The organism is Streptomyces sp. S465 (assembly GCF_026898115.1).
Classification (GTDB): Bacteria; Actinomycetota; Actinomycetes; order Streptomycetales; family Streptomycetaceae; genus Streptomyces; species Streptomyces luomodiensis.
In genome coordinates this window covers 6,822,280-6,844,121 of record NZ_CP114036.1, presented here as the reverse complement: position 1 = coordinate 6,844,121, position 21,842 = coordinate 6,822,280, and the positions used below count along the sequence as shown (strand labels likewise).

Sequence of the window (21,842 nt, the reverse complement as noted above, 5' to 3'; positions counted from 1 at the left end):
AAGACGATGCCGAATAGTCAACGTTCCACCCATGAGCAACCGTGCGAGACATTCGCCCGCAGTCGGCTATGTGCTCCTTAGAAAGGAGGTGATCCAGCCGCACCTTCCGGTACGGCTACCTTGTTACGACTTCGTCCCAATCGCCAGTCCCACCTTCGACGGCTCCCCCCACAAGGGTTGGGCCACCGGCTTCGGGTGTTACCGACTTTCGTGACGTGACGGGCGGTGTGTACAAGGCCCGGGAACGTATTCACCGCAGCAATGCTGATCTGCGATTACTAGCGACTCCGACTTCATGGGGTCGAGTTGCAGACCCCAATCCGAACTGAGACCGGCTTTTTGAGATTCGCTCCACCTCACGGCTTCGCAGCTCATTGTACCGGCCATTGTAGCACGTGTGCAGCCCAAGACATAAGGGGCATGATGACTTGACGTCGTCCCCACCTTCCTCCGAGTTGACCCCGGCAGTCTCCTGTGAGTCCCCATCACCCCGAAAGGCATGCTGGCAACACAGAACAAGGGTTGCGCTCGTTGCGGGACTTAACCCAACATCTCACGACACGAGCTGACGACAGCCATGCACCACCTGTACACCGACCACAAGGGGGCACCCATCTCTGAGTGTTTCCGATGTATGTCAAGCCTTGGTAAGGTTCTTCGCGTTGCGTCGAATTAAGCCACATGCTCCGCCGCTTGTGCGGGCCCCCGTCAATTCCTTTGAGTTTTAGCCTTGCGGCCGTACTCCCCAGGCGGGGAACTTAATGCGTTAGCTGCGGCACGGACAACGTGGAATGTCGCCCACACCTAGTTCCCAACGTTTACGGCGTGGACTACCAGGGTATCTAATCCTGTTCGCTCCCCACGCTTTCGCTCCTCAGCGTCAGTATCGGCCCAGAGATCCGCCTTCGCCACCGGTGTTCCTCCTGATATCTGCGCATTTCACCGCTACACCAGGAATTCCGATCTCCCCTACCGAACTCTAGCCTGCCCGTATCGAATGCAGACCCGGAGTTAAGCCCCGGGCTTTCACATCCGACGCGACAAGCCGCCTACGAGCTCTTTACGCCCAATAATTCCGGACAACGCTTGCGCCCTACGTATTACCGCGGCTGCTGGCACGTAGTTAGCCGGCGCTTCTTCTGCAGGTACCGTCACTTGCGCTTCTTCCCTGCTGAAAGAGGTTTACAACCCGAAGGCCGTCATCCCTCACGCGGCGTCGCTGCATCAGGCTTGCGCCCATTGTGCAATATTCCCCACTGCTGCCTCCCGTAGGAGTCTGGGCCGTGTCTCAGTCCCAGTGTGGCCGGTCGCCCTCTCAGGCCGGCTACCCGTCGTCGCCTTGGTAGGCCATCACCCCACCAACAAGCTGATAGGCCGCGGGCTCATCCTGCACCGCCGGAGCTTTCCACCACCAGACCATGCGGTCAGCGGTCATATCCGGTATTAGACCCCGTTTCCAGGGCTTGTCCCAGAGTGCAGGGCAGATTGCCCACGTGTTACTCACCCGTTCGCCACTAATCCCCGGCCGAAACCGGTTCATCGTTCGACTTGCATGTGTTAAGCACGCCGCCAGCGTTCGTCCTGAGCCAGGATCAAACTCTCCGTGAATGCTTCCGGGATATCCCGGCAAACACTGCACGAGAGCGGAACAGAACCGGAGGAATAATCCAGTCCCGTTCACAGCGTCCTCGCTGTGTTTTTCAAAGGAACCTCGTCCGAGAAGGACGGGGTTATCAACATATCTGGCGTTGACTTTTGGCACACTGTTGAGTTCTCAAGGAACGGACGCTTCCTTCGAAACCCTTTCACCGGTTTCTCCGGGCGCTTCCCTTCGGTGTTTCCAACCTTACCAGATCCGATTTCCGGTCCGTTTCCGATCCGAATTCCGTTTCCGGTGGCCGCTGGAGGGCCTTGCCTTTCGGCTTCGTCGACTTTATCAGAATTTCTCCGAGTCGATTTCCACCCCCGCCGTCGGGCTCCTTCGGAGGCCGTGCGGCGCTCCGGGTTCCCCTCTGGCGGAGCCGTAAACGTACTGGAGCGGGGCTCCTCGATGCAAATCGGGGAGCCCCGCCGAGTGTTCAGCGCCGGTGGGGTGCTGAGGGGACGTCAGGGAGGAGGTCAGACCTCGACGACCACGGGCAGGATCATCGGGCGCCTGCGGTAGCTGTCGGAGACCCACTTGCCGACCGCGCGGCGCACCAGCTGCTGGAGCTGATGCGGTTCCGCGACCCCGTCGGAGGCCGACTTGGCCAGGGCGTCCTCGATCTTCGGGAGGACCGCGGAGAAGGCGGCGTCCTCGATCCCGGAGCCCCTGGCCTGGACATGCGGACCGCCCACGATCTTGCCGGTCGTGCTGTCGACGACCACGAAGATCGAGATGATGCCCTCCTCGCCGAGGATGCGGCGATCCTTGAGCGAGGTCTCCGTGACATCGCCGACCGAGAGGCCGTCCACGTACACGTATCCCGCCTGCACCTTGCCGACGATCTTGGCGACGCCGTCGACGAGGTCGACCACGACACCGTCCTCGGCGATGACACAACGGTTCTTCGGCACTCCGGTCAACGCGCCCAGCTCGGCGTTGGCGCGCAGATGGCGCCATTCGCCGTGCACCGGCATCAGGTTCTTGGGCTTGCAGATGTTGTAGAAGTACAGCAGCTCGCCGGCCGAGGCGTGGCCGGAGACATGGACCTTGGCGTTGCCCTTGTGGACGACATTGGCGCCCCATCGCGTCAGGCCGTTGATGACCCGGTAGACCGCGTTCTCGTTGCCGGGGATCAGCGACGAGGCCAGGATCACCGTGTCGCCCTGGACGATCCGGATCTGGTGATCGCGGTTGGCCATCCGGGACAGCGCGGCCATCGGCTCGCCCTGGGAGCCCGTGCAGACGAGCACCACCTCGTCGTCCGGGAGATCGTCGAGGGTCTTCACATCCACCACGAGACCGGCCGGCACCCGCAGATAGCCCAGGTCCCGTGCGATGCCCATGTTGCGGACCATCGAGCGGCCGACGAAGGCGACCCTGCGTCCGTACTCATGCGCCGCGTCGAGGATCTGCTGGATGCGGTGCACATGGCTGGCGAAGCTCGCGACGATGATCCGCTTCTGTGCGTTGGCGAAGACCTGGCGCAGCACGCCGGAGATGTCACGCTCGGGCGGCACGAACCCGGGGACCTCGGCGTTGGTGGAGTCCACCAGGAGCAGATCGATGCCTTCCTCGCCGAGCTTGGCGAACGCGGGGAGGTCGGTGAGGCGGCCGTCGAGGGGCAGCTGGTCCATCTTGAAGTCGCCGGTGTGCACGGCCATGCCGGCCGGGGTGCGGATGGCGACGGCGAGGGCGTCCGGGATGGAGTGGTTGACCGCGATGAACTCGCACTCGAAGGGGCCGATCCGCTCGCGGTGGCCCTCCTCGACCTCGAGCGTGTACGGACGGATCCGGTGCTCCTGCAGCTTCGCCTCGATCAGGGCGAGGGTCAGCTTGGAACCGATCAGCGGGATGTCGGGCTTCTCGCGCAGCAGGAAGGGGACGCCGCCGATGTGGTCCTCGTGGCCGTGGGTGAGGACGATGCCGTCGATGTCGTCGAGGCGGTCCCGGATGGATGTGAAGTCCGGCAGGATCAGGTCGACTCCGGGCTGCTCCTCCTCGGGGAAGAGCACCCCGCAGTCGACGATCAGCAGCCGGCCACCGTATTCGAAGACCGTCATGTTCCGGCCGATCTCACCGAGGCCGCCGAGCGGGGTGACGCGCAGGCCGCCCTCGGGGAGCTTCGGCGGAGGGCCGAGTTCGGGATGCGGATGACTCAAAAGACTCTCCTCACCACGCGCGCCACATGCCCCCTGGGCACATGGCGCGCGTGACATTCGTGCACTTGCTGATGTGTCTGTATGCAGTTGTGAAGTACGAAGGTGCGAACCATCGCCTCGTTGCTTAGAGCTGTACCCCGCCGGCGGCGAGATCGCGCGTGAGCTGTTCCGTTTCCTCGGCGGTCAGCTCGACCAACGGCAGGCGCAGCGGCCCCGCGGGCTGGCCCTGGAGGGCGAGCGCGGCCTTGGTCGTGATCACTCCCTGGGTGCGGAACATGCCGGTGAAGACCGGCAGCAGCTTCTGGTGGATCTCCGTTGCCTTCGCGACGTCGCCCGCGAGATGGGCTTCGAGCATCGCCCGCAGTTCGGGGCTGACCAGGTGGCCGACCACGGAGACGAAGCCGACCGCGCCGACCGACAGCAGCGGCAGATTCAGCATGTCGTCACCGGAGTACCAGGCGAGGCGGGAGCGGGCGATGGCCCAGCTGGCGCGCCCGAGGTCGCCCTTGGCGTCCTTGTTGGCCACGATGCGCGGGTGCTCGGCGAGCCGGACGATGGTCTCGGTGCCGATCGGGACGCCGCTGCGGCCGGGGATGTCGTAGAGCATGACCGGCAGGCCGGTGGCGTCGGCGATGGCGGTGAAGTGCCGGAGGAGGCCTTCCTGCGGGGGCTTGCTGTAGTACGGCGTGACGGCCAGCAGCCCGTGGGCACCCGCCTGCTCGGCCGCGCGGGCGAGCTCGACGCTGTGCCGGGTGTCATTGGTACCGGCCCCCGCCACGACGTGGGCGCGGTCACCGACCGCCTCGACCACGGCGCGTACGAGCTGGGCTTTCTCCGCATCGCTGGTGGTGGGGGACTCGCCGGTGGTGCCGTTGACGACCAGGCCGTCATTGCCGGCGTCCACCAGATGAGCGGCGAGTCGCTGGGCGCCGTCGAGGTCGAGCGCGCCGTCAGCGGTGAATGGCGTGACCATGGCGGTCAGCACCCGCCCGAAAGGGGTCTGCGATGTGGATGTCGGTGCCATGGGGCCCACGCTACTCGTAGCGCGGCCCGCGGCGCTCGCTCGGGGCGGCGGACGGAGCGAAGAGATGGGACCCGGCACTGCCTGCTCGGGGGTTCAAGCAGTGCCGGGCCCGTTTGTTCAGCCTAGATGAACTTCTTGAAACGCCGCAATACGGACACTTCGCCCGATGATCCGTCCGGGCACCGACCGTGCCCGGCTACGGGGCCACTCGGCCGTTGGCGTTGAAGGCGGCGTAGGTGAGCGGCATCAGCCGCGCCCAGGCCGCCTCCATCCGCTCCCCGACCATCTCGATCTCCCGCTGCGGGAACGAGGGCACCGCCGCCTGCTCATGCTGGGTGCGCAGGCCCAGGAAGTGCATCAGCGAGCGGGCGTTGCACGTCGCGTACATCGACGAGAACAGGCCGACCGGGAGCACGGACCGGGCCACCTCGCGGGCCACTCCGGCGGCCAGCATCTCCTGGTACGCCGCGTACGCGTGGCGGTATGTGTCCTCCATCACCCGGCCGGTCAGCTCGTGCTGCGCCGGGGTGCCCTCGACGAACTCGTACTTCCCCGGGCGGCCCTGCTGGACCAGCTTCCGGTCCTCCCCCGGCACGTAGAACACCGGCTCGAGACGGCGGTAGCGACCGGACTCCTCGTTGTACGACCAGCCCACGCGGTGCCGCATGAACTCGCGGAAGACGAAGATCGGGGCGCTGATGAAGAAGGTCATCGAGTTGTGCTCGAACGGGCTGCCGTGCCGGTCCCGCATCAGGAAGTTGATCAACCCCTTGGAGCGCTCCGGGTCCTTGGTGACCTCCTCGAGGGACTGCTCGCCCGCGGTGGACACCCGCGCGGCCCACAGCACGTCGGAGTCGGCGGCGCTGTGCTTGACCAGCTCGACGGTCACATCGCTGCGGAAACGGGCCTTCTCGGTCTCGGCGGGGGTCTGGGTCACCGGCGGGTCCTTCCATGGTGCGTTCGCTCGGGGCGGCGCCCAGCTTACGGGCCACCACCGACAGCACCGCTCAGCGAGATTTTTTTGACCGAAGTCGGCGGAACCGGGCACCCAATGGGCCGTTCACACGTCCTACACATTGAAGTACTCACGTTCGAGGTTCCAAGGAGAGCCCGCAGATGCCCCGCCGGCGAGAGCCCGTGCCGTTCGCCTTCATCGCCGAAGCCGACCGTTTCCGCAGCAATGTCACCCCACCGCCCCGCCCCCGCGCCACACCGTCCCAGATCGCCGGACGGACACTGATCGGTCTCACGATCGTCGCGGGATTCATAGGCTCGCTGATGTTCGGGATGCCCGCCCTGGACAGCCAGTCGCACCCCACCCAGCAGATCCAGCAACCCGAGGCGTCCGACGGGCGCTGAGGGGCGCCGGACCAGCCTCACCCGGCACTGGAGCGGACCCCGCCCAGCACTGGGATAGCCTCACCCAGCACAGGCCCATCCGGACATGTGTGTGAGTGAGGACCTTCCGTGCCCCTGCCCTTCCTGACCGCCGACCGCGCCCGCGACGACGACGTGGCGGCCGGAGCGGATCCGCTCGGCTACGAGGACCGGGACCGCTGGCGCCGTCCCTACCGACCGGGGCCCTGGAGGGTCGGGGGCTCCGCCGTCGCGCTGCTGCTCGCCTCGTATGTGCTCTTCTCCGCGCTGATCATCGCGCTGGCGGGATCGCTGGGCGCGGCGGGCGTCTGCGCCGCCCTCGGGGCGCTGATGATCGTGGCAGCCGTAAGGCTGGTACGCGCGGGCGTCGAGGTGAGCGCCCAGGGGCTGCGCCGGACCGGCCTCCTGCGGAGCACCACCGTGCGGTGGCAGGACATCGCCGCGATACGCACGGTCCAGCAGCCGGTCCGCTGGCTGGGCCTGCCGCGCACCGTCCAGGGCGAGGCGGTGCTGCTCGAACCGGCGCGCGGTGGAGCCCCGCGCACCCTGTTCACCAGCCATGACGCCGACTTCCTGGGCCGCGTGGAGAGCTTCGAGGCGGCCGCCGACGCGGTCGAGGACTGGGCCGCCGCCCATCACTGAGCCGTACCGGTGCGGGTGGCCCGGAGTCAGCCCCGGGCCGCCCGCACCGGTTTGCCGTCGTGCAGGGCGATGGCGCGCTGCATCGCCTTACGGGCGCGCGCGGTGTCCCGGGCGTCGTGGTAGGCCACGGCGAGCCGGAACCAGGACCGCCAGTCGTCCGGCGACCGCTCCGTCTCCGCCCGGCGCTTGGCGAAGACGGCGTCCGCCGAGTCCCGGTCGATCCGCCCGCCGGGCGTCCGTACCAGCTCATCGACCGGAAGGCCGCCCTCCGCCTCCAGCTCGCGGGCGAGCCGGTCCGCGCTCCGCGCGAACTGCGTGGTCTGCCACAGGAACCAGGCGCCGATGAGCGGCATCACCAGCACCGCCACGCCGAAGGCGACGGTGACCGGGGTGCCCTCCCGGATCAGCAGCACCCCGCGGTCGCCGACCAGCACGAAGTAGACGACCAGGACGGCCGCGAGAACGAAATACGTGATCTTTGCGCGCACCGCTGTGCCCTCAGTCCAGATCCAGGAAGTGTTCCAGGCCGAAGGTCAGGCCGGGGGCGGTCCCCACGCGGCGGACGCCGAGCAGGATGCCCGGCATGAAGCTGCTGTGGTGGGTGGAGTCATGGCGGATGGTGAGCGTCTCGCCCTCGCCGCCCAGCAGGACCTCCTGATGGGCGAGGAGCCCGCGCAGCCGCACCGAGTGCACCGGTACCCCGGCCACGTCCGCACCCCGTGCCCCGTCGAGTCCGGTGGCCGTGGCATCCGGCTGCGGGGCACAGCCGGCCTCCCGCCGGGCCTCGGCGATCAGCTGCGCGGTGCGCGCGGCGGTGCCGGAGGGGGCGTCCACCTTGTTGGGGTGGTGCAACTCGATGACCTCGACCGATTCGAAGAACCGGGCGGCCTGGCGGGCGAACCGCATGGTCAGCACGGCGCCGATGGAGAAGTTCGGCGCGATGAGCACGCCGGTGCGCGGCGAGGCGTCGAGCCAGCCGCGCAGCGCCGCCAGGCGCTCGTCCGTCCAGCCGGTGGTGCCGACGACACCGTGGATGCCGTGGCGGACGCAGAACTCGAGGTTGTCCATCACCGAGGCCGGCTCGGTCAGCTCGACCGCCACCTCGGCGCCCGCCTCGACCAGGGTCTCGAGCCGGTCGCCCCGCCCCAGCGCGGCGACCAGTTCCATGTCCTCGGCGGCCTCGACGGCTCGTACGGCCTCGGAGCCGATCCGGCCCTTGGCGCCGAGGACGGCCACACGCAGCTTGCTCATCGATCCTGTTTCCTTCGATCCGGATAGCTCTGGCACGGGACTAGGCGACGGCCTCGTCGAGTCGGGCCGCCTGCTTGTCCTTCAGCGGGCCGATGACGGACAGCGAAGGACGCCGCCCCAGTACATCGCGCGCCACCTCGCGCACCTCGTCCGGGGTGACCGCCGCGATCCGCGCGAGCATGTCGTCCACCGACATCTGCTCGCCCCAGCACAGCTCGCTCTTGCCGATCCGGTTCATCAGCGCACCGGTGTCCTCCAGACCCAGCACGGTGGAGCCGGCGAGCTGGCCGACGGCGCGCCGCAGCTCCTCGTCGCTCAGGCCGTTCTCCGCGACCTGGGTGAGCTCGTCGCGGCAGATCTTGAGGACGTCGTGCACCTGGTTCGGGCGGCAGCCGGCGTAGACGCCGAAGAGTCCGCAGTCGGCGAAGCTCGAGGTGTAGGAGTAGACGCTGTAGGCGAGCCCGCGCTTCTCCCGGACCTCCTGGAAGAGCCGGGAGCTCATACCGCCGCCGAGCGCGGTGTTGAGCACCCCGAGCGCCCAGCGGCGGTCGTCGGTGCGCGGGATGCCGCCCATGCCGAGGACAACATGGGCCTGCTCGGTCTTGCGGTTCAGCAGCTCGACCTTGCCTGCCGTACGGATCGCGCGGGTGCCGGCGCGCGGGGCGACCGGGGCGGCGTCGGCACGGGACAGGGCGCCCGCGCGGTCGAACGCGGCGTGCACCTGGCGGACGACGTCGTCGTGGTCCACATTGCCCGCGGCGGCGACGACCAGATGCGTCGGGTCGTAGTGCTTGCGGTAGAAGCGGGCGATCTGGTCGCGGCCCAGGGCGTTGACGGTGTCCACGGTGCCCAGGACCGGGCGGCCGAGCGGGGTGTCACCGAGCATGGTGTGGGCGAACAGGTCGTGCACACAGTCGCCCGGGTCGTCCTCGGTCATCGCGATCTCTTCGAGGATGACACCGCGCTCCGCGTCCACGTCCGCCGCGTCGATCACCGAGCCGGTCAGCATGTCGCAGACGACGTCGATGGCCAGCGGCAGATCGGTGTCGAGCACCCGTGCGTAGTAGCAGGTGTACTCCTTGGCGGTGAAGGCGTTCATCTCGCCGCCGACCGCGTCGATGGCGGCGGAGATGTCCAGCGCGCTGCGCCGCCGGGTGCCCTTGAAGAGCAGGTGCTCCAGGTAGTGGGTGGCGCCGCCGAGCGTACGGGTCTCGTCGCGCGAGCCGACGTGTGCCCAGATGCCGAAGGTCGCCGAGCGCACGGACGGCAGTGTCTCGGTGACGACGCGCAGACCGCCGGGAAGGGTCGTCCTGCGGACCGTGCCGATGCCGTTCTCGCCCTCGAGCAGCGTTTGGGTACGGGCGACGGCCCGCGCCTCCGAAGAGGTGCGGGCCGTCGCCGCCTGAGCGCGGGACGTCACTGGGAGGCTTCGTCCTTCTTCGTCTCGTCCGCCTTTGCCTCGTCCCCGCCCTCTTCGTCCTCGAGGACCGGGATCAGGGAGAGCTTGCCGCGCTGGTCGATCTCGGCGATCTCGACCTGGACCTTGGCGCCGACCTTCAGCACGTCCTCGACGTTCTCCACGCGCTTGCCGCCGGCGAGCTTGCGGATCTGCGAGATGTGCAGCAGGCCGTCCTTGCCCGGGAGCAGGGAGACGAAGGCACCGAAGGTGGTGGTCTTCACGACCGTGCCCAGGTAGCGCTCGCCGACCTCCGGCATGGTCGGGTTGGCGATGCCGTTGATGGTCGCGCGGGCGGCCTCGGCGGCCGGGCCGTCGGCGGCACCGATGTAGATGGTGCCGTCGTCCTCGATGGTGATGTCGGCGCCGGTGTCCTCCTGGATCTGGTTGATCATCTTGCCCTTGGGGCCGATGACCTCACCGATCTTGTCGACCGGGATCTTGACGGTGATGATCCGCGGCGCGTTGGGGGACATCTCGTCCGGGACGTCGATGGCCTCGTTCATCACATCGAGGATGTGCAGCCGGGCGTCGCGGGCCTGCTTGAGGGCCGCGGCCAGCACGGACGCCGGGATGCCGTCCAGCTTGGTGTCCAGCTGAAGCGCGGTGACGAACTGCTTGGTGCCGGCGACCTTGAAGTCCATGTCGCCGAACGCGTCCTCCGCACCGAGGATGTCGGTGAGGGTGACGTAGTGGGTCTCGCCGTCGATCTCCTGGGAGATCAGGCCCATGGCGATGCCCGCGACCGGGGCCTTCAGCGGCACACCGGCGTTGAGCAGCGACATCGTCGAGGCGCAGACCGACCCCATGGAGGTCGAGCCGTTGGAGCCGAGCGCCTCGGAGACCTGGCGGATGGCGTACGGGAACTCCTCGCGCGTGGGCAGCACCGGCAGCAGCGCCCGCTCGGCCAGGGCGCCGTGGCCGATCTCGCGGCGCTTGGGGGAGCCGACGCGGCCGGTCTCACCGGTGGAGTACGGCGGGAAGTTGTAGTTGTGCATGTAGCGCTTGCGCGTCTCGGGCGCGAGCGTGTCCAGCTGCTGCTCCATGCGGAGCATGTTCAGCGTGGTGACGCCCAGGATCTGGGTCTCGCCCCGCTCGAACAGCGCCGAGCCGTGGACCCGCGGAATCGCCTCGACCTCGGCGGCGAGCGTACGGATGTCCGTGACGCCGCGGCCGTCGATGCGCTTCTTCTCCTTGATGACGCGCTCGCGCACCAGGGTCTTGGTCAGCGCGCGGTACGCGGCGGAGATCTCCTTCTCACGCCCCTCGAACTGCGGCAGCAGCTTCTCGGCGGCCAGGCCCTTGACGCGGTCCAGCTCGGTCTCGCGCTCCTGCTTGCCCGCGATGGTCAGCGCCTGGGCCAGCTCGTCGCGGACGGCGGCGGTCAGCGCCTCCAGGACGTCGTCCTGGTAGTCGAGGAAGATCGGGAACTCGCCGGTCGGCTTGGCGGCCTTGGCGGCGAGGTCCGCCTGCGCCTTGCACAGGACCTTGATGAAGGGCTTCGACGCCTCCAGACCGGCGGCGACGACCTCCTCGGTGGGCGCCTCGGCGCCGCCCTTGACCAGCTGGATGGTCTTCTCGGTGGCCTCGGCCTCGACCATCATGATCGCGACATCGCCGTCGTCCAGCACCCGGCCGGCGACGACCATGTCGAAGACGGCCTCCTCCAGCTCGGAGTGGGTCGGGAAGGCCACCCACTGGCCCTGGATCAGGGCGACGCGGGTGCCGCCGATCGGACCGGAGAAGGGCAGCCCGGCCAGCTGCGTGGAGCAGGAGGCGGCGTTGATCGCGACCACGTCGTAGAGGTGGTCGGGGTTGAGCGCCATGACCGTCTCGACGATCTGGATCTCGTTGCGCAGGCCCTTCTTGAAGGACGGGCGCAGCGGGCGGTCGATCAGACGGCAGGTGAGGATCGCGTCCTCGGAGGGGCGGCCCTCACGGCGGAAGAACGAACCAGGGATGCGCCCCGCCGCGTACATCCGCTCCTCGACGTCGACCGTGAGCGGGAAGAAGTCGAGCTGGTCCTTGGGGTTCTTGGAAACGGTGGTGGCCGACAGCACCATGGTGTCGTCGTCCAGGTAGGCCACGGCCGAACCGGCGGCCTGACGGGCCAGGCGGCCCGTCTCGAAACGAATGGTGCGGGTGCCGAAGGTGCCGTTGTCGATGACGGCTTCGGCGTAGTGGGTCTCGTTCTCCACCAGGAAAATCTCCTCTTCTGCGTCCCTCGTCCGTGTGACGGTGGACGGTGGTGGAGCAGCGCCCCGGGCCTTGAGGGCCGGCGGCCGGGCCGGTCTTCGATCGAAGCCACCGGAATTGCCAGTTCCGGGAGCCACTACCGAGGACCGGCTCTTGTGGCGCCGGTGCGGCGGGAATGAGGCGCTCCTCCTCGTTCGTTATGGCGTTGTTGGGACCAGACTACAAAGCTTCCGCCGTCATCACGACGGCTGCACCGTCCGGCCCCTACGGTACGTAGCGAGCACGCTACGCACCGGCGTGAAGGCCGTACGGGCCACCTTTGGCCGAAACCGCACGGCGCGGTGCGGTAGCCGCGTACGGCAAAGGGAGCGGCCCCCGTCGCGGGAACCGCTCCCTTCTGTGCGTCTTACTTGGCGCCCGCGGCACCCCGGCGGATGCCGAGGCGCTCGACCAGCGCACGGAAGCGCGTGATGTCCTTCTTCGCCAGGTACTGCAGCAGGCGGCGGCGCTGGCCGACCAGGAGCAGCAGACCCCGGCGGGAGTGGTGGTCGTGCTTGTGGGTCTTGAGGTGCTCGGTGAGGTCGGAGATGCGGCGCGTGAGCAGCGCGACCTGGACCTCGGGGGAGCCGGTGTCGCCCTCCTTGGTGGCGAACTCGGTCATGATCTGCTTCTTGGTAGCGGCGTCGAGCGACACTCGGTACTCCTTGCTTTCGTCATCGGCCGCCGAGTGCCCCTGGTCGTTGTCGCAGGGGATCTTCCGTGACTCGGGAGGCGGGGTCCGCTGGGCGCTGTCTCCCGAGACTCGGGGTCTCCGGGGACGCGTACGCAAACGGCCAGCAGACAGGTTACCAGCGTCCTGGCCGGGGGTGGGAGGAGGCATGGGTGGTGGGGCTAGAAGACGGGCATGGCGGTCAGCGTTCCGTTGTGCAGCATGAAGACGCGGTTGCCGGCCGCGGACAGCGCCCAGCGGCCCTCGGTGCCCTGGGTGTACGGCCAGGCGAGGCGTCCGCCGCGGGTGTCCATCGCCGCGACGCCCCGCGCACCGGCCTCCCCGGCGCCCGCCCACACGCTGTTGCCCGCGATCACCGGGGCGTCCTGCGGGCTGTCCTCGGAGGCGAAGGTGAGCGTCCACACGTCCGTCCCGTCGTCCGTACGGCGGGCCGAGAGATCGGTGGCGTCCACGGCGTAGACGACGCCCTTGGCGACGACCGGTGCGCTCCAGCCGCGCCCGCCGCCGCTGGGCCGGGACCATTTCTCCTCGCCCGTGGACAGCGCGAGTGCCGTAAGGGAGCGGCCGCCCAGATAGACGGTGTTGTCCGCGATGGCGGGGGCGAGGGCCGTGGTGCCGCGCCGGGTGGGCCCCCAGAGGGTCTTCCCGCGGGCGGTGTCGAGCGCCACGACCTGGCCGTCGTCGCCACAGACCACCAGATGCCCGGTGGCCGCCGCGGCCGCCGCCGGGCTCTTCTCGGATGTCCTCACCGGCGAGGGCACCGTCCACAGGGCCGTGTACGACGTCAGCGCGACGGCGCGCAGCTCACCGTCACGGGTGGTGAGATAGACGGCCTTGTCGTCCACGGCCAGCAGGGTCGCCGCGTCCGCTGCCGGCGCCTTCCACCGTTCCGTGCCGTCCCTGGCGTTCAGCGCGTGGAGCACGCCGTTGCTGTCGACGGTAAGGACGGCGTCATCGGCCGCGGCGAGGGGCCGCCCGGTCAGTCCGGCGGTCCGGGAGGTCCAGCGGGGCCGGCCGGTGCGGACGTCGAAGGCCCGCAGCCGGCCGCCCTCGGCCGGGGCCACGACGAGGTCCTTTACGGTGAGCGGGGCCGGTACCCGCGCGTCGGCGACGCCGAGGGAGCCGAGGTCCACCGGGCCCCACAGGGGCGACGGGGCCGTCCCCTCGTCGTAGTGGGCCAGCGGCTCGGCCTCCCAGGGCCGTGCGCCGGCCTCCGCCCCGTCGCCGCGCAGCAGCCACCACGCAACACCTCCGCCGCCCGCCGCGAGCACGGCGCCGCCCGCGGCGAGCGTGCCGATCAGCCGCCGCCGGGAGGGGCCCGGCCGGTCGCCGGGCAGGGCGGCCATGCGCCGGGCGTCCGCCTCGCGCCGCGCGATGTCCTGCGCCAGGGGCCCGCTCCGCCAGGCCCGGTCCGCGCCCCGGGGCGGCGCCAGCGCCCGGCCGATCCAGTCGAGGCCGGGGCGGCTGCCGGGGTCCTTGGCCAGACAGGGCTCGACCAGGATCCGCAGCGCCTCGGGCACCGAGCCCAGCTCCGGCTCGCCGTGCACCACCTGGTACTGCACGGCGGCCACATGACCGCCCTCGTGGACCGGCCGCCCGCCCGCCGCGTAGGCGAGGACCACCCCGAGGGAGAACACGTCCCCCGCGGGGCCGGTCCGACGCCCCAGGACCTGCTCGGGCGCGGCGTAGCCGGGGGTGGCGACGGTCTGTCCGGTGGTGGTCAGCGTCAGTCCGTGCTCGGGCCGGGCGATCCCGAAGTCGATGATCCTCGGGCCGCGGGAGGTCAGCACGATGTTGGACGGTTTGAGGTCGCGGTGGACCAGCCCGGCGCCGTGGATGTCGCGGAGCGTGCGGACGAGCGCGGCTCCCAACGCCCTTACGGCGGGCTCGTCCAGGGCGCCGTACCGCTCCACGGCCTGGTCGAGGGTGGGTCCGGCGAGGAATTCCGTGGCGATCCACGGCCGCCCGCCCTCGGTCCGCGCCGCGAGCACCCGCGCCACACCCTCGCCCCGTACGGCCTGGGCCGCGTGCGCCTCGCGGAGGAAGCGCCGGGCCATCTGCGGATCATGGGCCAGTTCGGGCCGCAGCACCTTGACCGCCGCGGTCCGGCCCTCGGAGTCCCGCCCGAGGTAGACCTGGCCCATACCGCCGGCGCCGAGCACGCCGGTGAGCCGGTACGGGCCGAGGCGCAGCGGATCGCCGGTGCCGAGGGGGTTCATGGTCGGGCTCTCCTGGTCACGGTGGGGGCGGGCGGGGCGGCGCGCCGGGACGGGTCCGCGGCGCCGGTCATTCGAGGGGGATGGCGCATACGGTGGACCCGCCCGCGATGATCAGCCGGCCGGCGCCCCGATGGACGGTCATGGTGGGGTTGACCGCGGCCATGGCGGTGCCGGGGCCCTGGAACGTCCAGGCCGCCTTGTGGCCGCGGAGGTCGATCGCCGTCGCCCATTGGTCGGTTCCGACGTCGGGGAAGGCGTAGAGGTACCTCTTGCCGAGGGCGGGCGGCGGGCGGAAGTTGAGCGCGGGGCCTGTGCCCTTCCTCTGCTCCCAGCGCGGCTTTCCGCTCCTGGCGTCCACGGCGACCAGGCCGGTGCCGGTCTCCAGGCTGTAGACCACGCCGTCCCTGAGCAGGGGCGGTCCGTATCGCGCGGACTCCGGCTCGTTCTCGTCGCCGGCCTTCCGCCCCGCACCGAACCGCCAGACGACCTCGCCGTCGGAGAGCCGCACGGCGAGGAGGTCCTTCCCGCCGACATAGAGAAGCCCGTCCGAGAAGGTGTGCCGCCGCGTCCCCGGAAGGATCAGGTAGTTCTCCTTGGCCAGCATCTTCGACCAGCGGCGGCTGCCGTCGGCGGCGTCGACCACGGTGACCCGCTCGCGGAAGGAGAGCACGAGCGAGGAGCCGGCGGGAGTCGCCAGGGGGTCCTGGAACTCAGGGGTGTCGCTCGCCCGCCGCCACCGCTCCTCCCCCGTCCGCGCGTCGATGGCCATCCGCACCGGGCCCTTGCGGCCGGTCCCTTCCAGGAAGACCGTGTCGGAGGTGGCGGCGAGCAGCCGTACGCCGTCGGTCTCCAGGTCCTTGACCGTGGCGAGCGGGGTCCGGAAGTTGCCGGTCCCGGGGTCCACGGGGGCGATCCGGACGTGCTCGGCACTGGAGTCGCAGGCGAGCAGCCGCCGGCCGTCGAAGACGGCGTGCTGTGCCTTCGTGACCAGGTCGTTGGTACCGCGCCTGGCCCCGGTGCCGGGGTCGATCCAGTACAGCCCGGTGTCGGCGATGATCGCGGCGTGGTCCCCGGCGAGGAGGACCGCGCATTCGGCCATGGCGGTCTCGGAGGGCGGAGTGACCTTCCACGACATACGCGGCGGGGTCCCGGGCGGCCGTGGGGTGGGCGCCGGTGTCCGGGCCGCGCTACCGCTCGCACCGCCGTCGGGGCGGAGCCAGACCCAGGCGGCGGCCGCGGCGGCCGCGACCGCTCCGCCCCCGCCGATCGTGACGGCCTTACGGCGGGAGATCCCGGCCGGCCCGGCTGGCCGGTGCGCTCCGGCTGTGGTCCCCTCCGCCACCGGCGCGGGCGTCCTGGACGGCTGGATCTCCCATACGGCCGCGCCGAGCCGGGCGATCTCCGCCAGGACGGGGTCCGGCAGATGATCGGCGAAGTGGCCGCCTCCGTCGTGCAGCCGCGGCCCGAGCTCGGCCGTGCCGGGCCGCCGACCCGGGTCCTTGGCGAAGCACGGCTCCAGTACGGTGCGCAGATCCCCCGGCAGCCCGGACAGGTCCGGGTCGGTGTACCGCACCCGGTAGAGCAGATCGGCGGGTTGTCCGCCGCCGAAAGGGGGCCGGCCGGTCGCCGCGAAGACGAGCACTCCGGCGAGGGCGAACACATCGCCCGCGGCGGCGTGTTCACCACCGGCCACCTGTTCGGGCGACATATAGGCGGGCGTTCCGGCGGCGGCGCCCGTACGGGTCAGCCGGTCGTCGCCCACCGCGCGGGCGATGCCGAAGTCGATGACCTTGGGGCCGAGGGCGGTCAGCAGGATGTTGGACGGCTTGAGGTCGCGGTGGACCACATCGGACCGGTGCAGCTGGGCGAGCGCGTCGCACAGGGCCGCGCCCAGCGCCCGTACGGCCCGCTCGGGCAGGGCTCCACCGAGCGCGACCGCGTCGTCCAGCGGCGGGCCGAGGACGTATTCGGTGGCGAGCCAGGGGGTCGGGGCGAGCGTGTCCGCGTCGATCACCTGCGCTCCGTACCGTCCGCCGATGACCCGCGCGGCATCGGTCTCCAGCCGGAAGCGGGTGCGGAATTCCGCCTCCGCCGCGAACCGCGCGTGCATGGTCTTCAGCGCGACCGTACGGCCGCCGGATGAGCGGCCCAGGTACACCGTGCCCATGCCCCCGCTGCCGAGCCGGGCGACGAGGGTGTACGGACCGAGGCGCTGGGGGTCGTCAGGGGTGAGGGGATGGGCCATCGGGATCAGTCCACCGGCAATGCGTAGAAGGTTCGATCGTTCCGGACGACGGCCACGCCGGGCGCGCTGAGGACGGAACCGGTGAGGGCTCCGGCCGACGCTCCCTCGGCCACGGGGGCGAAGCGCCAGCGCAGTGAACCGTCCGCCGCGTCCAGCGCCTCCACCTCCGAGGCGTTGACCTGGAACACGGTCCGGCCGGAGTGGCTCAGCACGGTCTCGCTCTCCGACATGGGGGAGGCCGCGTCGACGGCGGACCGGCGGCGCCAGCGAAGCCTGCCGTGGACCACGTCGATGGCATAGGTGACGGCGTTGCCGTCGGTCACGTAGAGCGTCCGGCCGTGCAGCGCGCCATCGGTGTACAGGAAGTCCTCGCAGCTGAAGCGCCAGCGCACGGCGCCGCTGGATATCTCATGGGCGGATACGACATCCGAGGCGAAAGTGATCAGGAGATCCCCGGAGACGATCTCTGTTGGATCGTTCGCGACCGTATGGACGCCCTTGTAGGTCCGCGTCCACAGCTTCGCGCCGTCGTGCCGGCCCAGGGCCAGATAGGTCCATGGGGTGTCGGGGGCCGACTCACTGCGGTTCGACAGCAGGAGGGAGTCCGCGCGGAGCACCGCGGAGTGTTCGTCGTAGCCGCCGAAACCGCCGGGAACGGAGGTGCGCCACCGCTCCTTACGGGTCTTGAGGTCATAGGCGACGACGGTGGCGGTCTTCTCCTGGTTCTGGTTCTGTGCCAGGAACCAGAGGGTCCTCCCGTCGGCCGCCAGCGGATAGCGGAACTGCGGGCGCTTCTCGCCGTCGTAGCTCCGCTCCACCCACGTGACCTGCCCGGTGCGCGCCGACAGGGCGATGAGCTCCCTGGTGCCCGGCCTCAGCACCAGGTCGCCGCCGAGTGAGCTGAGGGGGCCGATCCCCCATACGTTGTCACGTGTCCAGGCCTTCTGTCCGTCGCGGACCCTTACCGCCGTCACCACACCGGCACCCGGCACGAGCAGCCGGCTGTTCCCCCAGAGCAGTGGCGGGCTCTCGATCTCGGTCTCGATACGGCGGCGCCACAGCGGGGCCGGGGCAACCCCGCGCACGGCGAGGGGCTCGGGCCGGGCGGGCCGCTCGTCCGTCACGGCCCGCCACAGGGCCGTTCCGCCGACCCCCAGGGCCAGTCCGGCGGCGCCGCCTAGGGCGGTGACGACCACGGAGCGCCGGGACCACCCCTGACGCGCGGAAGAGGGTCGGTCGGCGGGCTCCACGGGCTCCGGCGGCGGGGCGTCGGCGGGGTGGCGCGCGGCCTGGTCGGCGAGGGCCGCCCCGATGGCGCCGGGCAGGCGGGCCGGGGAGACGGGCGCCACGGAGGAGCGGAACTCCCGGATCAGGGTGGCGGGTTGGGGCCGGTGCGCCGGGTCCGGGGACAGACAGGCGGCGATGGTCTCGCGCAGCCCCGGCGGCAGGGCGGCGAGCCCGGCGTCCTTACGGCCGGTCGCGGCGTCCATACGGTTGATCGCGGGACCCTTACGGTCGGTCGCGGGGCCCTTACGGTCGGCCGCGACATCCTTGAGGCCGGTCGCGGCGTAGGCCAGCACGGCACCCAAGGCGTAGACGTCACCGTGAGGACGCGGCGGTTCGCCCGCGTGCTGCTCGGGCGGCAGTCCGGCCGGGACGTCGCCGTGGGCCCCGGCCGGGCGGCCGGTGTGCGGGGCGGCGACCCCGCGGGCCCGGAGGAGCCCGTAACCGGTCAGCCGGGGACCGTCCCGCGTCAGGAGCACCGCCTGGGGCGATATCCCGGCGTGGACAAGGCCGTTGGCGTGCGCGACCGCGAGGGTTTCGGCGAGCGCCGCGCCCAGCGCGCGCACGGTGTCCTCGGGGAGCGGGCCGCCGTGCGCGGCCAGCGCTCCGGGCAGCGTCAGGGCGGGGAAGCAGTCGTGGGCGACCCAGGGAAGCTCCGCACCGGGCGGGGCGACGTCGACCACCGGAGCCACCCAGGGGCCGCGCAGCCGACGGGAGTTCTCCGCCTCGGCCCGGAACCGTACCCGGTAACCGGCGTCGTCGGCCGCCGCCGCGTGCGGCAGGGTCAGCACGACGGTACGGCCCGTTCGGACGTCCCGGGCGAGACAGCGGCGCGCCTCATCGGCGTACCCGGGCACGTCCAGGGCGGCCAGGACGCGGTACGGGCCGATCCGCCGCGGACCGTCGTGGTCGGTGCGCCGTGGAGCATCGTGGTCGGTGCGCCGTGGAGCATCGTGGTCGGTGCGCCGTGGAGCATCGTGATCGGTCCGTCCCGTCCGGCGGTCCGGCATCGGCGGTTCCATACGACCTTCCTAATCGAGCGGCAGCGCGTAGACGCTTCCGCTCCCGACGACGACCACCCTGTCATCCGTCAACGCGACCTTACGGCGCGGCGATCGGGAGCGCGGGCCCGGATCCGCTCCGGCGTCGGTGAAGCGCCACAGCAAAGAGCCGTCCTCGGCGTCGAACGCGTCCACCTCGGCGTCACCGGCCATCAGCACCCTGCGCCCGGCCGGGCTGACCAGTGTGTCCGGCGTGCGCGGCGCCGCGAGCACCTTCATCACAAAGCCATAGGCGCGCTGCCACCGGATCTCGCCGGTCGCCGCCTCGACCGCGTGGAGGGCGAAACCCCCGTCGGCGGCATACGCGGTCTTCCCGTGGACGAGCGGCACCCCGAAGTCGGCAAGACGGCCCTTGGCGTCCTTTCCCTTGGCACCGACGGACCACAGGGCAGCGCTGTCCCGGGTCGCGTCGAAGCCCCGCAAGGTGGTGCCCAGGGCCGCGATGAGGGTGCGCCGGCCGTCGGTGGTGACGAGCCCTTCAGCGGTCATGCCCGGATAAACCCGCTGCCACAGTTCCTCGCCCCGGTCGCGGCTGAGCGCGATGGCCCTCCTGGGACCCGTCCTCCCCCGGTCGGCGCCGGCCATCACCACCAGCGCCTCCTTCAGCAGATGTCCCTCGTCGAAACCCGCCGCGAGGGGGCCGCGCCACAACTCCGCGCCCTCATGGACGTCGTAGGCGACCACGACACGGTCGCCGTTCGCGCCCCCGCTCCCCTCGCCCCTTACCGTCGCGGTGAACCAGACCGTGGTCCCGTCCACCGCGAGCAGCCCCGTGAAGGAGCTCCGCGCATCCTGCCGGAAGTCGTTCGAGCGCCAATGGATGCGGCCGGTCCGCGGTTCCAGCGACACCAGACCGTCGCCCGGGACGACCAGCGCGTCCCCGCCGGCCACCCAGGGCTGACCCGCCGGGCGCAGCTCCTCCCGGGTCCACAGCCGCTTGCCCGTACGGAGATCGATCCCGGTGACCGCCCGCTCCCCCGTGATGACGGCGACCGCCTCCCGCCAGACGAGCGGCGCATACGTCGAAGCCGCCCCTGTGACGTCGTAGCGCCATAGAGGCGTGGGCGGCGCGCCCGGAAGCCGGTGGCGCGGGCGGTGGGCGGCGAGGCGCTGGGCCGGGGTGAGCGGCGCGGGCGGCTCAGGGGCCGTCGCCAGCCACGTGGCGCCGCCGCCGACGGCGAGCCCGGCCGTACCGCCGGCGACGCCCAGCAGGAGGCGGCGCCGGGAAGGGCTGAGGGACGGGACGAGGGGCTTCCGGGATGAGCCGCCCGCAGTCCCGGCGCTCCCGGCCCCCGGCACCGGACCGCGGTCGGGCGCCACGGGTGCGGCACCGAGCCCCTCCGCCCCCGCCTGGTGCGAAGCGGTGGCCGGCCCCGCCGGCGGCACGCCCGCCGCCACCGGTAAGGGCGTCTCAGCCGACGAGGACACCTCAGCCGGCTCGATCTCCGCCGCCAGCACCACCGAGGACAGTTCGGACAACGCGGCGATCACCCGCCCCGGCAGCCAGCCCGCCCCCAGCGCGCCCGCAGCCCGGCTGATGCCACCGGCGCTGTCCAGCGCGGTCGATCCCGGCCCCGCCCCCCGTGCCGTACCGCCGTACGGGCCCTCGGAGCCACCGTCGACAACCGTCGGCGGCGCCCCAGCGGGCGCCCGGACGGCATTCGAGGGCAGGGGGACGCGTAGACCGCGCGTCAACTCGTCCAGCAGCGCCCGCGCCGTCGGCCGGTCGGCCGGGTCCTGGGCCAGGCACCGGGCCACAGCGCTCCGCACGTCCTTAGGCAGCTCGTCGGCGTCGGGCCGCCGTCGCCCGGTCGCCGCGTACGCCAGCACCGCGCCCAGCGCGAAGATGTCCCCCAGCGGCCGCGGCCGCCCGCCCGCGGCCTGTTCCGGGGGCAGGGCGTCGTCCTCCAGGCCCGGGAGTCCCACGCGCGCCTCACCGTCCGAAGCGGCGGCCCGCACCGCGCCGTAGCTCACCAGCCGAGGGCCGTCACCCGCCAGGTACACGGTGCCCGGTGCGATACCCGCGTGAGCGAAGCCCGCCGTGTGCACCTCCGCGAGCGTCTCGGCAAGCGCGGCTCCCAACGCCCTTACGGTGCGCACGGGAAGCGGGCCCCCGTTCGCTTCCAGCGCGGCGGACAGCGACAGCATCGGCAGGAACGGCGTGGCACTCCAGGGTGTCCCTACGCCCCCGTCCGAGATCTCGACAACGGGAGCGAGCCACAGGGGAGGCCGTCCACCGCCGAGAAGGCGAGCGTTTTCCGCCTCCGCCCGGAAGCGCTCCCGGTACCCGACGTCGTGCGCGAGTTCTTCCGGCGGTGCGGTGACGACGACCGTACGATCCCCGGCGGCACTGCGCGCGATGAAGTGGCGGGCCGTAGCGGGGACTTCGCCCGCGCTCGGCCCCAGCCGCGCGATGACGTGGTACGGGCCGAGCCGCCGCGGGTCGTCCCGGCTCAGCGGCTCCACACACGCCTCCCGCGATGACGGGAGCGGCCCGGACGACCTGGGCGTCCCGGGCCGCCGGGACGGACGGTCTCAGCTGCCGCTCCGGCT

Annotated in this window: 14 protein-coding genes and 1 rRNA gene; 2 read left to right on the top strand and 13 right to left on the bottom strand. The window is 71.0% G+C overall.

Annotation, left to right across the window (positions count from 1 at the left end; all coding sequences use genetic code 11):
* Nucleotides 1-81: 81 nt before the first annotated feature.
* The 4 genes from N6H00_RS28995 to thyX all read right to left on the bottom strand — a co-directional run bounded on the left by N6H00_RS28995 (nt 82) and on the right by thyX (nt 5,765).
* A 16S ribosomal RNA gene (locus tag N6H00_RS28995) occupies nt 82-1,608 on the bottom strand.
* 510 nt (nt 1,609-2,118) lie between these two features.
* Nucleotides 2,119-3,804 (bottom strand): ribonuclease J, encoded by a 1,686-nt coding sequence (locus N6H00_RS28990; RefSeq protein WP_268974771.1) that lies wholly within the window; start codon nt 3,802-3,804, stop codon nt 2,119-2,121.
* Between the two features lie 124 nt (nt 3,805-3,928).
* Nucleotides 3,929-4,828, bottom strand: a complete 900-nt coding sequence (gene dapA, locus N6H00_RS28985) for a 4-hydroxy-tetrahydrodipicolinate synthase (protein WP_268974770.1) — start codon at nt 4,826-4,828, stop codon at nt 3,929-3,931.
* 196 nt (nt 4,829-5,024) lie between these two features.
* Entirely contained in the window at nt 5,025-5,765 is a 741-nt protein-coding gene (gene thyX / locus N6H00_RS28980; RefSeq protein WP_268974769.1) for an FAD-dependent thymidylate synthase, read from the bottom strand.
* Between the two features lie 179 nt (nt 5,766-5,944).
* Between thyX and N6H00_RS28975 the strand changes: the two genes are divergently transcribed.
* Together N6H00_RS28975 and N6H00_RS28970 are read left to right on the top strand one after the other, a co-directional pair.
* Nucleotides 5,945-6,187, top strand: a complete 243-nt coding sequence (locus tag N6H00_RS28975; protein WP_268974768.1) for a hypothetical protein — start codon at nt 5,945-5,947, stop codon at nt 6,185-6,187.
* A 108-nt stretch (nt 6,188-6,295) separates the two neighbouring features.
* Nucleotides 6,296-6,847 (top strand): PH domain-containing protein, encoded by a 552-nt coding sequence (locus N6H00_RS28970; protein ID WP_268974767.1) that lies wholly within the window; start codon nt 6,296-6,298, stop codon nt 6,845-6,847.
* Nucleotides 6,848-6,873: 26 nt separating this feature from the next.
* Here the strand turns inward: N6H00_RS28970 and N6H00_RS28965 are convergent, their stop codons facing one another.
* From N6H00_RS28965 to N6H00_RS28925, 9 genes are all read right to left on the bottom strand, one after another.
* Complete coding sequence (locus tag N6H00_RS28965) at nt 6,874-7,335, bottom strand: tetratricopeptide repeat protein (RefSeq protein WP_268974766.1); 462 nt, start codon at nt 7,333-7,335, stop codon at nt 6,874-6,876.
* 10 nt (nt 7,336-7,345) lie between these two features.
* Nucleotides 7,346-8,098: a 4-hydroxy-tetrahydrodipicolinate reductase gene (gene dapB, locus N6H00_RS28960; protein ID WP_268974764.1), complete on the bottom strand. Its 753-nt coding sequence runs from the start codon at nt 8,096-8,098 to the stop codon at nt 7,346-7,348.
* A 40-nt stretch (nt 8,099-8,138) separates the two neighbouring features.
* Nucleotides 8,139-9,518, bottom strand: coding sequence for a M16 family metallopeptidase (locus N6H00_RS28955; protein WP_268974763.1), 1,380 nt, complete (start codon nt 9,516-9,518; stop codon nt 8,139-8,141).
* Nucleotides 9,515-11,752 (bottom strand): polyribonucleotide nucleotidyltransferase, encoded by a 2,238-nt coding sequence (locus N6H00_RS28950; protein ID WP_268974762.1) that lies wholly within the window; start codon nt 11,750-11,752, stop codon nt 9,515-9,517. Before N6H00_RS28950 ends, N6H00_RS28955 begins: the two co-directional genes overlap by 4 nt.
* A 404-nt stretch (nt 11,753-12,156) precedes the next feature.
* Entirely contained in the window at nt 12,157-12,444 is a 288-nt protein-coding gene (rpsO, locus tag N6H00_RS28945; protein WP_020868053.1) for a 30S ribosomal protein S15, read from the bottom strand.
* Nucleotides 12,445-12,641: 197 nt separating this feature from the next.
* Nucleotides 12,642-14,699, bottom strand: coding sequence for a serine/threonine-protein kinase (locus N6H00_RS28940; RefSeq protein ID WP_268974761.1), 2,058 nt, complete (start codon nt 14,697-14,699; stop codon nt 12,642-12,644).
* A gap of 67 nt (nt 14,700-14,766) precedes the next feature.
* The gene (locus N6H00_RS28935; protein ID WP_268974760.1) at nt 14,767-16,944 is read right to left on the bottom strand and encodes a protein kinase domain-containing protein; all 2,178 of its coding nucleotides are present in this window, start codon (nt 16,942-16,944) and stop codon (nt 14,767-14,769) included.
* 5 nt (nt 16,945-16,949) lie between these two features.
* Nucleotides 16,950-19,250, bottom strand: a complete 2,301-nt coding sequence (locus N6H00_RS28930) for an outer membrane protein assembly factor BamB family protein (protein ID WP_268974759.1) — start codon at nt 19,248-19,250, stop codon at nt 16,950-16,952.
* A gap of 9 nt (nt 19,251-19,259) precedes the next feature.
* Entirely contained in the window at nt 19,260-21,755 is a 2,496-nt protein-coding gene (locus N6H00_RS28925) for an outer membrane protein assembly factor BamB family protein (RefSeq protein ID WP_268974758.1), read from the bottom strand.
* Between the last annotated feature and the right edge of the window lie 87 nt (nt 21,756-21,842).

Coding starts and splice junctions, on each gene's coding strand:
- dapA (WP_268974770.1), bottom strand. CDS start 4,828: ATGGCACCGACATCCACATCGCAGACCCCTTTCGGGCGGGTGCTGACC.
- N6H00_RS28975 (WP_268974768.1), top strand. CDS start 5,945: ATGCCCCGCCGGCGAGAGCCCGTGCCGTTCGCCTTCATCGCCGAAGCC.
- dapB (WP_268974764.1), bottom strand. CDS start 8,098: ATGAGCAAGCTGCGTGTGGCCGTCCTCGGCGCCAAGGGCCGGATCGGC.
- N6H00_RS28940 (WP_268974761.1), bottom strand. CDS start 14,699: ATGAACCCCCTCGGCACCGGCGATCCGCTGCGCCTCGGCCCGTACCGG.
- N6H00_RS28935 (WP_268974760.1), bottom strand. CDS start 16,944: ATGGCCCATCCCCTCACCCCTGACGACCCCCAGCGCCTCGGTCCGTAC.
- N6H00_RS28930 (WP_268974759.1), bottom strand. CDS start 19,250: ATGGAACCGCCGATGCCGGACCGCCGGACGGGACGGACCGATCACGAT.